General features: G+C 54.3%; 11 protein-coding genes. 2 read left to right on the plus strand and 9 right to left on the minus strand.

What is annotated here, in order from left to right:
- Positions 1-512: 512 nt before the first annotated feature.
- The 8 genes from A3EQ_RS0113485 to A3EQ_RS0113535 all read right to left on the minus strand — a co-directional run bounded on the left by A3EQ_RS0113485 (position 513) and on the right by A3EQ_RS0113535 (position 8568).
- Complete coding sequence (locus A3EQ_RS0113485; RefSeq protein ID WP_020155702.1) at positions 513-2336, minus strand: ABC transporter ATP-binding protein; 1824 nt, start codon at positions 2334-2336, stop codon at positions 513-515.
- 7 nt (positions 2337-2343) lie between these two features.
- Positions 2344-4098, minus strand: a complete 1755-nt coding sequence (locus A3EQ_RS0113490) for an ABC transporter ATP-binding protein (protein ID WP_026499976.1) — start codon at positions 4096-4098, stop codon at positions 2344-2346.
- A gap of 158 nt (positions 4099-4256) precedes the next feature.
- Complete coding sequence (locus tag A3EQ_RS0113495) at positions 4257-5378, minus strand: N-acetyldiaminopimelate deacetylase (protein WP_020155704.1); 1122 nt, start codon at positions 5376-5378, stop codon at positions 4257-4259.
- A gap of 109 nt (positions 5379-5487) precedes the next feature.
- Positions 5488-6198, minus strand: a complete 711-nt coding sequence (gene dapD, locus A3EQ_RS0113500) for a 2,3,4,5-tetrahydropyridine-2,6-dicarboxylate N-acetyltransferase (RefSeq protein ID WP_020155705.1) — start codon at positions 6196-6198, stop codon at positions 5488-5490.
- A 7-nt stretch (positions 6199-6205) separates the two neighbouring features.
- Positions 6206-7087 carry a LysR family transcriptional regulator gene (locus A3EQ_RS0113505; RefSeq protein ID WP_020155706.1) on the minus strand — a complete coding sequence of 294 codons (882 nt, stop codon included), beginning with the start codon at positions 7085-7087 and terminating at the stop codon, positions 6206-6208.
- A 133-nt stretch (positions 7088-7220) separates the two neighbouring features.
- A complete protein-coding gene (gene cbpB / locus A3EQ_RS0113515; protein WP_020155708.1) occupies positions 7221-7670 on the minus strand; it encodes a cyclic-di-AMP-binding protein CbpB in 450 nt (149 codons plus the stop codon).
- A gap of 231 nt (positions 7671-7901) precedes the next feature.
- On the minus strand, positions 7902-8144 hold the full coding sequence (locus tag A3EQ_RS0113525; protein ID WP_020155710.1) for a hypothetical protein: 243 nt from the start codon (positions 8142-8144) through the stop codon (positions 7902-7904).
- Between the two features lie 220 nt (positions 8145-8364).
- Positions 8365-8568, minus strand: coding sequence for a hypothetical protein (locus A3EQ_RS0113535; protein WP_020155712.1), 204 nt, complete (start codon positions 8566-8568; stop codon positions 8365-8367).
- A 942-nt stretch (positions 8569-9510) separates the two neighbouring features.
- Here A3EQ_RS0113535 and A3EQ_RS0113555 point away from each other — a divergent pair.
- Entirely contained in the window at positions 9511-10338 is an 828-nt protein-coding gene (locus tag A3EQ_RS0113555) for a metallophosphoesterase (RefSeq protein WP_322786161.1), read from the plus strand.
- Positions 10339-10499: 161 nt separating this feature from the next.
- Here the strand turns inward: A3EQ_RS0113555 and A3EQ_RS21120 are convergent, their stop codons facing one another.
- A complete protein-coding gene (locus A3EQ_RS21120) occupies positions 10500-10955 on the minus strand; it encodes a chemotaxis protein CheW (RefSeq protein ID WP_169382704.1) in 456 nt (151 codons plus the stop codon).
- Between the two features lie 289 nt (positions 10956-11244).
- Between A3EQ_RS21120 and A3EQ_RS0113565 the strand changes: the two genes are divergently transcribed.
- Entirely contained in the window at positions 11245-12381 is a 1137-nt protein-coding gene (locus tag A3EQ_RS0113565; protein WP_020155718.1) for an aminotransferase A, read from the plus strand.
- Positions 12382-12646 lie beyond the last annotated feature (265 nt).

Below are 12646 nucleotides of genomic sequence, written 5' to 3' on the forward strand. Positions count from 1 at the left end.
ATCCCGCAAGCACCGGCGGCTTGCCTTACCGGTCTCCCCCTTAGCGTTATCCCTGTTGATAAAAACAATGAACGAAACGGCAACTCCCCCGTTCCCGTCTCCCCTTGCCTTCATCTCCTCCAATGGAAACCGGATTCGTCATCGAATCCTTTCCGAAGCCCCTGAAGCCTTCTTGATGCGCGTTACGCGATTTCGCCGTCATGCATAACATTTCCGAAGCCGATCCACCCGCATCGTCCGGTTCCGGAAAACGGGGAAATAGGGGAAAAAGCGATGTCCGTCGTCCGGAAAACATGCCCCTTTCCACGGTTTTCGCCCATGGGAAGCTGTCCGGGAACGCCGGCGAGGAAATCGGGAAAAAGGCGGCCAAATAAAAAAGCCGGCGAAAAAGGTGCGGCCTGTCGCACCCCTTCCGCCGGCGAAAAGCCCGGCCCGCCCCCCCTGGAAGGCGGCCGGGATCCCCGCCGAACCGATGGCGGGGAAAATTCCGCCAATATCCGTTCTCCTGCCCTCTAGGCCTGCAGCATTTTATACTGGGCCTGAATCAGCTTGTAATATTCCCCTTTCTGTGCCATCAGCTGGTCGTGGTTACCTTCTTCGATAATATTCCCGTGGTTCAGCACGAAGATCTTATCCGCATCCCGGATCGTTGAAAGGCGGTGGGCGATGATCACCGATGTCCTCCCTTTCAACAGGGTTTTCAGCGCCTCTTGGATCCGGACTTCCGATTCGGTGTCAATGCTTGCCGTCGCTTCATCCAAAATCAGGATTTTCGGATCCGAAAGCAATGCCCGGGCGAAGGACAGGAGCTGCCTTTCGCCGACGGACAGCACATTCCCCCGCTCTTCCACTTCCGTTTCGTAACCTTTGGGAAGTTTGTTGATGAAGAGATCGGCCCCGACCGCCTTCGCCGCCGCCTTCACTTCCTCATCGGTGGCATCGGGCCTGCCGAACCGGATGTTTTCAAGAATGGTGCCGGAAAAGATGAAGGTTTCCTGCAGGACGATGCCGATATTCCGCCGCAAACTTTTTAAGGCGATGTCCCGGATATCGTATCCGTCAATCCGGACGACGCCCCCCGTGGCATCGTAAAAGCGGCTGATCAAATTGGCGATCGTCGTTTTTCCCGAGCCGGTATGCCCGACGAGGGCGACGGTTTGCCCGGGCAAAATTTCCAGATTGATCCCGTTCAAGGCCGGCCGTTTCTGGTCGTAGGAAAATGTAACATTCTCGAAGCGGATATGGCCGTTCATCTTCTTCAGCTCGACGGAATCCTTTTTGTCCGAGACGATCGGTTTTTCATCCAAATATTCGAAAATCCTTTCCGAAGAAGCCATCCCGATGAGCAATTGGTTGTACACCTGGCCGAGCCGGGAGATCGGCTCCCAGAACATGCCCAAATAAAAGGCGAAGGAAACGAAAACCCCGATCGTCACTTCCCCCGTTTTTAACAGATGGGCGCCGTACCAAAGCAGCACGGCCGTTCCCAAGGCGTTCGTCATTTCCACAAGCGGGCGGAACATGGCGTTTTTCTTCGTCGCCTGCCGCCAGCTTTCAAAATTTTCCGTATTGATGCCGTCGAAGAAGGCGATGTTTTCCACTTCCTGGGTGAAAGCCTGGGTGATGCGGATCCCCTGCAGGCTTTCATTCAGATGGGAATTGAGCTTCGATTGCTTCAGCCGCACGATCTGCCAGGAACGGCGGATATTTCGCCGCAATTTCGTGGAAATGAAAAACATCAGCGGGACGACGATCATCACGGCAAGGGTAAGCTCAGGGCTTAAAGAGAACAGGATGGCGATGATGCCCAAGAGCATGAGAAAATCCATCAACGAATTGATGACCCCGTTCGTAAACAGTTCCTGCAAGGAGTTGGTGTCATTCATGATCCGGACCAGGATCGACCCGGCCGAACGGGAATCGAAAAACCGGTGGGACAGACTTTGGACGTGGGTGAACAGATGCGTCCGCAAATCGTAGATGATGTTTTGCCCGAGCCGGTTCATCCAGCGGATCCGGAACACGTTGGCCGCGTAAGAAAGCAAATACAGGACGAAGATCACGGCGACGAGAAGGATGAGCATTTCCCTGTTCTTTTCGACGATGGCCTTTTCGATGGTGTAAACGCCGATCAAGATCGGGATGACGAGGCGGACGGCCATCGTCAAAAATACCGCGGCGACGGCAAGGGGCAGCAAATTTTTGGCATAGGGCTTCATATATCCCAGGAGGCGGACCATCTGTTTCCAGTTGAACGGCTTTTCGATCACCTGGTCCTGGGAATAATGGAATCGGTGCAAGACGTTCGGATTGATTTTTCTCCGTTCGGCTTCCATTTTCGCATCACTCCGTTTGCGTTTGCAACACCGCGGCTTGATCGCGGTATTGGATATCGTAAATCCGCCGGTAAAGGCCCCCGTTTTGCAGCAAAAATTCGTGGGTGCCCCTTTCGACGATCCTCCCGTTTTCCAAGACGAGAATCTCATCGGCATGCTTCAGCGAGGAGATCCGGTGGGCGATGATGAAGGTCGTCCGGCCTTTCATCACTTCCCGCAGCGCCTTTTGGATGGCGAATTCCGTTTCCATGTCCACGGCGCTGGTCGCGTCATCCAAGATTAAAATGCTCGGATTCATGCAGATGGCCCGGGCGATGGCGATCCGCTGTTTCTGTCCCCCCGACAGGCCCAATCCCCGCTCGCCGAGAACCGTGTCATAACCGTCGGGCAATTCCATAATAAAGTCATGGGCCTGGGCCCGTTTCGCCGCTTCGATGATTTCTTCCATCGTCGCATCCGGCCTGCCGTAGGCGATGTTGGCCTTGATCGTGGAAGAAAAGAGGAAGGATTCCTGCGGCACATACCCGATTTGGGAGCGGAGAGTGTACAAGGAATAGTCCTTGATATTCCTCCCGTCGATGAGCACTTCCCCCTTCTGCGGTTCATAGAAGCGGGCGAGCAATTGGGTGATGGTCGTCTTTCCCGAACCGGTCGGGCCGATCAGCCCGATAATCTGGCCAGGGCGGACGTGGAAGGAGATGTCTTCGACAGCCTCCTGGTTGTCGCCGGTGTACTTCATCGTTACCCCGCGAAACTCCACTTCTCCCCGGAAACGGACGTTACGGACCGCATCCGGCTTTTCCCGGATATCCTCCGGTTCCTCAAGAATTTCCAAAAGCCGCTCGCCGGAAGCTTTTGCCTGGGAAAACATGTTGATGATGAATCCCAGGTTCATGATCGGGAAGATCAAAAATCCGACCAGGCTGTAAAAGGCGACGAGCTCCCCGGGCTGCAGCCGGCCGTTGATGACCATGAGGCCCCCGTAGGAAAGCAAAAGCACGACGGAAAGATTGCCGATAAATTCCATCAAGGGAAAATATTTTGCCCAAATATTGGCGTTAAAAATGTTTTTTTCCCGGAAATCCGTATTGAATTCATCGAATCTTTCAATTTCAAAATCTTCTTTGGAAAGGGCCTTCACCGTATGAATCCCGCTGATGTTTTCCTGGACCTTCGTATTCAGCCGGCCGAATGATTTCCGGACGGCCCGGAAAGCGGGATGGACCGCCCGATCGAATTTGCGGACGGCCACGAGCAAAAAGGGAAGGGACAGGACGGTGACGGCCGTCAACGGCACGGAATAATAAAGCATGATGGCGATGCTCGTTCCGACAAGCAAAAGAAACCGGATCAGTTCGGCGATCCCGTAGGACAGGAAAAAGCGGATCCCTTCCACATCGGCCGTCAGGCGGGACATCAGGTCGCCGGTTTTTGCGTTGTCGTAAAAACGGAAGGGCAAATATTGCAGTTTCTTATACAGGGCGTTTCTTAAACGATAAACGGCCGAGATGCCGAACAAGTCCCCGCAATATTGCTGAATGTAGGTCATGATTCCTTTGACCGCCATGATGAGGACGAAACCGATTGACAGGTAAGGAATATACTGATATTTCCCTTTCCGGACGACCTCATCGATCGTGATTTGCAAGATGACGGGGTAAATGAGCGTGATGGCGGTGACGAAAATCAAAAAGACCGTGGAAAGGTAAAAATATTTTTTGTAGGGCAAATAATAGCTTTTCAGCTTTCGAAAGGTGTCCATGCTGACCAACCCCCTCAAGAAAAACAAGACGTATACATAAATATAACGGGTTTCGAAATTTTTTTCCACTCTTTTTTATTATTTTTTTATTTCAACTTCTCCGCGCCGAGCGGCCCCAGGAAACGAAAAAAGACCGGTTTTCGCCGGTCTTGCGGAATTCATTCCCTTCCGATTTTTTCGATGAACGCGGTCATCGTCTTCACGGCCACCTCGATGCACGCTTCCTTCGGATCCAGACGGGAATGATGCAGCCCGAAGGCGGATTCGGCGCCGAGCCAAAACATGAAGCCCGGGATCTCCTTCAGCATGAATCCGAAATCCTCCCCGGTCATCGCCGCCCTGCACTCCTCCAAGCGGACGAAGGGGAGCTCTTGGACGACCCGGATAAACGCTTCCGTCCATCTTTCGTCATTGACCACTTGATAATAGGCCGCCCCGAAATCGATTTTCGCCTCGCAGCGGAAGGATTCGCCGATTCCCCGGACCAACTGCCGGATCCGGTCCTTCGTCCTTTCCATCGTTTCCGGGCTCAGCGTCCGGATCGTCCCTTCCAGTCTCGCCGATTCCGCGATAACGTTTTGGGCGGTGCCCGCCGTCAATTTCCCGATCGTGACGACGGCGCTTTCCAAAGGATCCGTATTCCGGGAAACGATCGTCTGGATCTGCCCGACGAGATGCGCCGCGGCGACGACCATGTCGTTGGCGAGATGGGGATAGGCGGCGTGCCCTCCCTTCCCGATGAGATCGATAAAAACTTCCGAGGTGTTGGCAAAAAGCAAGCCTTTTTTCACGGCGACCGTTCCAACCGGATATTCGGGGGCGATATGGAGGGCGAAGATACAATCCGGCCTCCATTTTCGAAAGGGCTCCGATTTCAGCATCGGTTCCGCGCCCCCCGGCCCCTCTTCCGCCGGCTGGAAGACGAAAAGGAGATGGTCGGGGATCGGGCTGCGGACGAAATGATCGATGAGCCCCAAGGCGACCGTCATGTGGATGTCGTGCCCGCAGGCATGCATCCTCCCTTCATGGACGGAGGCGAAGGGCAGCCCGGTTTCTTCCCGGATCGGAAGCCCGTCCATGTCCGCCCGGTAACCGATCGTCCTGTTCCCCGCCGTTCCGGGGATCCGGACGAGGATCCCCGTCCGCCATGTCTTCCACTCGATCCGGTCCTTCGGATAGCGGCTGAGGTGGCGGAGCAAATATTCCTGGGTTTTATATTCCTGGAAACCCAGTTCCGGGATCCGGTGCAGATTCCGGCGGATGGAAACAAGGTCAATCATCGGATCTACTTCCTTCCCGCGGCTGTATTCGGCAGCCGAAAAACCGCCCGGAAACCGGGGCGGCGAAAGCTGTCCCTTTGCCTCCGCCGTCCCGCCGGACTTTTCGCCTTTACAGCTGCCGGAGTTCCTGCTTGATCTCCGTCTTCGCCCTCGTTTTTTCGTCGATCGTCTTCAAGACCTTGGCCGGGACCCCGGCAACGACGGTATAAGGCGGGACATCGTCCGTGACGACGGCCCCCGCGGCGACGACGGCCCCTTTCCCGACGGTGACCCCTTCGAGGATCACGGCATTGGCCCCGATCAACACATCGTCTTCCACGATGACCGGTTTTGCGGAGGGGGGTTCAATGACGCCGGCCAAAACGGCTCCGGCACCGATATGGCAATTTTTGCCGACCGTCGCCCTCCCCCCGAGCACGGCATTCATATCGATCATCGTCCCTTCTCCGACCACGGCGCCGATATTGAGCACCGCCCCCATCATGATGACCGCGTTGTCGCCGATGGTGACGTGCTCGCGGATGATGGCCCCCGGCTCGATCCGGGCGTTGACCGATTTCAGGTCAAGCAGGGGGATGGCGGAATTGCGCCGGTCATTTTCGATCACGTAGTCCTCAATGAGGGAGGCGTTATCCTTCAGCAGCTGGTCCACTTCGCGCCATTCGCCGAACAGGACGCCGCTCCTTCCGGAAAGGAAGGTTTTCACCGAAGCGGGGAAATCGATTTTTTCCAGGTCCCCTTTTATGTACACCTTAACCGGCGTCGTTTTTTTGCTGTTTTGGATAAAGGAAATGATTTCGTTGGCATCTGCCATTTTCATCGTTTCTTCATTCCTTTCCCGTTTGTATCGATTCTTGGACGATTTTCACAAAGGCATCTACCTGTTTTAATTGGAAATAGTTGCTGTATCCGATCAGCCAAGTATCGCGGCCGAGCCGGGTGTTGTCCTCGTTGACGAGGGGGATCTTGTACAGTCGGTCGGATAGCCCGTCCAGGGTGATTTCCGGCAAAATGGCGTACCCGATCCCATTGACGACCATCTGTTTGCACGTTTCGATCTGGTCGACGATGATCGTGCTTTTCGGCGGCGTCTGGAACCGCCGGTGCCACCAGTCCTGGATTTCCTGAAAATAATTGGAATCGCTCTTGAATTGGACAAAGGGACGGTCCGTCACCAATACGTCTTCGATCCGCTTTATTTCGCAGTCGACGAGATAAAGATGGTCTTTAAACAGGTGCATCTTGACCCCTTTCCAGTCGGGGGTTCCGCGGATGATGCCGACATGCACCTGGTCCTCGTACATCGCCTTTAAAATCTCGCTGCTCCATCCGGTGATCAGGGAGATTTTGACATAGGGATACCTTTCGACGAATTTTTTTAACACCTTGGGCAGCCAATGCTGCCCGACGATGGAAGCGCAGGCGATTTTCAGCTTTCCGTAAACTTCCGATTCCATCGCCTGAATGTCTTCCTTGACCTTCTCCTCCAATTCCAAAACCTTCCGGGCGTATTCGACGACCAACTCCCCCGCAGGCGTCAAAGCAAGGCCCTTATGGGAACGCAAAAACAACGGCCTGCCCCATTCCTTTTCGATCGTCTGCAGCCTTTGCGACAGGGCGGGCTGGGACACAAACAGCCGTTCCGCGGCTTTCCGCATATTCCGTTCCTTGGCCAAGACGGTCAGCAGTTGGAAATCGGAAAAATTCATAGTTTCACCTTAATAAGTTTTTCTTATCATCAGTATACCAAGAAATGCTTTCCCGGCAAAGAAAAAATGGATAAAAACGACCTCCCCCGCCTGGGGGCGAAAGGCCGGGGACGGTTTACGGAAATCCCGTTTCTCATTCTTTTTGGTGATTCTCGTACAGGAAAGCGGTCCATTTTTTCAACAGGGCCCTCCTGGTCAATATCCCTTCAAAAAAGCGCCGGTCATCAACGACGCAGACAAAGGGGTGATTGATCAAAAGCTTCATCCCCTTGCTGACCGGGTCATCGGCCCTTAACGTGGGGATGTCCTTGTTCATGACGTCTTCCACCTTTTTTTCTTCCAACTTTTCAAATTCGATCCGTTCAAGCCCCATGATCGCTTCGAGGATCAGCGGCGTGCTGATCAGCCCGTGCAGCTTAAATTTTGTATCCAAGACGGGAATGGCCGTATAACCGCTTTTTGTCAACACCAATAAGGCATGTTCCAGATTGTTCCCCAGCTGGACATGGGCCACCCGTTCGGAAGGAATGATCAGGTTCCGGACTTCGCTTTCAAAAAAAAATTCCGTCTGCACATTGATCATTTCGATAACTCCCCGATTGATTTTTTCACCCCAATTTTATCATAGTTGAAAAATATTTACCTAAAGAATTCTATGACAGATTTTTTCCCCGTTCGACGGGAAAAACGAAGCAGGGGAAGCTTCCCGTCAGGAAGGCATGGGAATGACGGCGGAACAGCCGGTTTGCGGATGAAGGGGCGGCCTCCGCCGAAGCCCATGTCCGCGCCCTTCCGCGGCTTCCCCGCTCCTTTTTCAATAGGAGCCGAAACGGAACAGCAGGAAAAAGATGAGGAGAAGGGTGGCCGAGGCAAACAGCACATAGGAAAGGAAAACCGGGTTTTTCAAATAGGGGCGTTCCCGGACGATTTTCGGGATCTCGCTGTCCCTTTCATCCTTCGCCAAGGCCTGGGCCCTTGCCGCCCTTATGGTGTAGATCAGGGCGAAGAGGTTGAAAAGGAAGGCGAGGAAAACCATATAGGCATAATTTCCGTCCACCGTGACGTCCTCCTTCGCTGTAAGGTTTTGCGGCGAAATTCAGGGAGTCTTCATCCTTACGATGCCTAATTTCCTCCGCCGCTATACATGGATCCGCAAGGAGGACGCGAATAAGAATATGGCGGGGACAGGAGAAAACGGACGGGCCCGGGAAACCGCGGCAAATAAACGGACGCCCTTTGCGCGGCGTCCGCCGGAAATGGGCGTCCTTTCAAACGGTTCATTTTTGATTGGATAAAATCTCGTTCAATTTCGACAGGGCCCTGATGATCGTCTTTTTTTTGCAAGTCCCCTTGCAGGAAACGACGGTGTCGTCCAAGGATGCATAGACCTTTCCCATCCCTTTGGGCGGATAAAAACCGTAAATATAGACTTTGATCATTCCGTAATTGGAAGGGATCAACATCATTTCAAAACTGTTCATCGGCGATCTCCTTTGGCAAAACTTTTCTCCTTTCACCTTGGATATTAATTTTAATATATTTTTTCTTTGCGGTAAAATGATACGACCCGCGGACGGAACGGAGAAGAAATTTGCCCTGTTCCGGGAAACCCCGCCCGGCCCAGCCGCCGGAGAAGATGACGGCCATTTTTCCGGCGGAGGCCTTAACCGGGATGGCGGTTATTTTTCATGTCGCGTTGATGTCACGGAATGTTAAAATGATGGACCGGTCGCTGAAATTGCCGGACGTTCGATGCGGAGTCGGACGATTTTTATTTATCGGATCAAAGGTTCCGGACGGGATGCCGGTCCATCGAATTTGCGGAACCGAGGCGAAGGAAGAAGCGCTTTCCCGTTTCCGCCGGACGGGCGGCAAAGGGACGGCCTTTTCCTTGGACGTTTCGGCGAAAAGACGGAACCTTCTCCCGATGCGGAACGATCCGAAAACCCATGCCGGACATTCCGGCCGAGGGAAAGGGCATTTCCAAGAAGCCGCCCAAGCCGGGCAATGAAAGACGGACGGCAAAGGCCGGCCGGTCGGCCCAAAACCGCCCAGTCCGGCAACATGCGCCCCGGCCCCGCCTTGGCGCGAAACAGACTGGACGGACGGGGAAAGAGCGTAAATCGGCGGCGGCATTCATCCCTGGCCGGAGGCAATTCCGGCCCCAGCGTGGGAAAAACCCAAGGCGGCCGGCGGCCCTTCCCTATCCTGAAAATGCCTTTTCCGAGATTAGAAGGTTCCGGAACCGACGGCCGGGAAGCGGCCCCGTCGGCGGCGGGGGTCTTGCCCACGGCAGATTTTTCCTCGTAAAACCCGCGGAACACGCCCTTCCTTTCCCCAATTTCTTTTGCTAGGATAGAATTATCGATAAATTGTTGGAACGGGACAGAAAAATGCCAAAAAAAATGACGAGGAGAACCTTTTTGAAAACTTTGGGGAAAACCGGAGCTTTTACCCTGCTTGCGGGGTTGAGCGGATATTATTATTCGAAACATATTGAGCCCTATTGGACGGAAATCACCCGCTTCACCATCAGGCACAAACTCATCCCGGCCGATTTCTGGCGTTTTAAAATCGCCCTGTTCAGCGACACCCATCTCGGCTACCACTACCAGCTTTCCCACCTCCGGAAAGCCGTCTCCCTCATCATGGAAGAAAATCCGGATATGATCATTTTTTCCGGGGACTTGATGGACAATCCATCCGCCTATCATCAAATCCGGGAAACGGTGGAACTGCTCCGACTCCTGGACGCCCCCTTCGGCAAGTTCGCCGTTTTCGGAAACCATGACCACGGGGGATACGGTACGGAAAAATACCGGTACATCATGGAAGAAAGCCGCTTCAAAGTTTTGCAAAATACCGCCGTTCCCGTGGCAAAAGGCCGGTCTTTTATTTTTTTGGCGGGTGTCGACGACTGCATGCTGGGAAGGCCGGATCTGAAAGCGGCGCTGGCCCAGCAGCCGGGAGAAGTGTACACGATCCTGATTTCCCACGCCCCCGATTACGCGGATGTCGCCAAGGGCTATCCGGTCCATTTGCAGATCAGCGGCCACAGCCACGGAGGGCAAATCCAAATCCCCTTCGTCGGGCCCGTCATTACCCCCCGGTACGGAAGAAAATACGTGGAAGGCTTATATGCATTGGACGGGCTCACCTTGTACGTCAACCGGGGATTGGGCACGACGAGGCTCCCCTTCCGTTTCCTTTCCCGGCCGGAAATCACGTTTTTTACCTTGGAACCGGAATAAGGCGGCGGAAAATGCCGGACGAACTCGGAACACCTTCCCCGGGGCGATTAAAAATTCCAGGGAAGTGGCTGGCGCAAGCGGAGAGGGACGCTGAGCCGCCGCTCATCCTTTTCCCAAAAGGATAGGGGGTCCGATTTTTCGGAACCCCCTTTTCTTCATCTTTATCCCTGCTGTTTGATTTGCCCGACCAGTTTTTCCAAATCAAGCAGCAAAATGATCCCCTCATCCCGCTTCAGCGTGCCCGTTACCAAGCCTTCCAGGGAGGCCGTCAATTCATCCGTCCCCGCCGTTTCCTCCTCCGGGCAGGGGAGGATGGAGAGAACCCGGTCGACATGAAAAATGACCTTTTGTCCGAGGACGTTGGCGATCATAAAACGGTCCTCGCCGCCGGAACCGCTTCCTTCGCCGAACCCCAAGGCTTTGGCCGCGTCGATCACCGGCAAAACCTCTCCCCGGATTTCGGCCACCCCTTCCAAATACGGGTGGGATTTGGGGATCGGAACCACCTTCACCGGAAGGATGATCTCCTGAACATGCCAAATATCGGCGCCGAAGGTTTCCCCGCCGACTTCAAAGACGACGATGTTTTTTTCCATTTCTACCTTTCGTTCTTCCATCCTCATCGCAATTTCCTTTCATTTCGTTACTTTGCTCGCGCACCTACCTCTTATATCGGCCGAATTCCTTCCCTTTTCATCGTCTTGGGGTATTTTCCGCGCCCCAGGCCGTCTCCCCGCCGCGAAAAACGGTAAACTTGGATCAAGGATCGGAAGAGATCAGATGGCGATTTCCGCAGCAGCTTAAATCCCGGCCCTTTTAGCCCGAAAAGCCGATTCCGGTATTCAAAAAAGAAGGTTTTTTGGCTATGATGAAAGGGACAATATTTTATCGATAAGAGGCGATCGTATGGAACATTTGGTCAATCCGCAAGTAAAAAGCATAGCGATTTCCGGCATCCGCCGTTTTTTTCAGCTCGCCTCCCAAGTGGAGGACATCGTTTCTTTAACGATCGGCCAGCCGGATTTTCCGACCCCGGAGCATGTGAAGGAGGCGGCGAAAAGGGCCATCGACGACAACTTTACCGTCTATACGGCCAACGCGGGCATGCCGGAATTGAGAAAGGCGGCGGCGGACTTTGTAAAGGAAAAATACCATCTGTCCTACGACCCGGAAAAGGAAGTGATCGTCACCGTCGGCGCCACGGAGGCCATCGACATCGCCTTCCGCACCCTGCTCTCCCCCGGGGATGAAGTGCTCCTGTCCGCACCGGTTTATCCCGGCTACGAGCCGCTGATCCGGCTCTGCGGCGCCAGACCTGTCTTTATCGACACCCGTCCTTTCCGCTTCAAACTGACGGCGGAAGCATTGGAAAGGCATTTGACCGGCCGGACCAAATGCCTCGTCCTCTCCTATCCCGCCAATCCGACCGGAGTCAGTTACAGCCGGGAAGAATTGGCGGCGATCGCCCGGGTCATCCGCGGGAAAAACATGTTCATTTTGGCGGATGAAATTTACAGCGAAATCGTTTATGGCGGGCCGCATGTTTCCATCGGGGAAATCTTGCGGGAGCAGACGGTCGTCATCAACGGCTTGTCCAAATCCCATTCGATGACGGGGTTCCGCATCGGTTTTCTCTTTGCGCCGGAAGATTTGGCCAAGCAGATGTTAAAAGTGCACCAGTACAACGTCTCCTGCGCCAGCTCCGTCTCCCAGCGGGCGGCCGTCGAAGCCTTGACGAAGGGGAAGGATGACCCGGCCAGGATGCGGGAAGAATATAAAAAAAGAAGGGATTATGTCTACAAACGGCTCAAGGAAGCGGGCTTTGAAACGGTCCTTCCCGACGGCGCCTTCTATTTTTTCGTCAAGATACCGGGTAATGCCAATTCCTTCGATTTCTGTTTGAACCTGGTGCGGGAGCATAAAGTCGCCGTCGTCCCCGGGAGCGCCTTTTCCCCCTTCGGCGAAGGATATTTCCGCCTCTCCTACGCCAGTTCCATGGACGTGCTGAAAGAGGGGCTCGACCGCCTGGCCGGAGCAAGATAAACCATGGGAGAAAACTTGCATTTCTCCGGTCCGCATGACCTGTGCCGGGAGCGGGGAACCCAGCCTTCCGCTTTCGCCGCGGCAGGGAATCCACGCAAGACGGCTTCCCTTTCCGTCTTCTTCGTCCCGGCCCGAACGGGCGGCAAAAAGGGTCCGGAAGGCGGGCAGGAAAATCCTTCCCCGCGCCCGTTCCTTGAAACGTTCTTCTATTCTTCAGGCCGACGGCACGACAAGGGGATCGGCGAAAAATGGAAAAAGGAGGAAA

This window comes from Caldibacillus debilis DSM 16016, assembly GCF_000383875.1.
Lineage (GTDB): Bacteria > Bacillota > Bacilli > Bacillales > Caldibacillaceae > Caldibacillus > Caldibacillus debilis.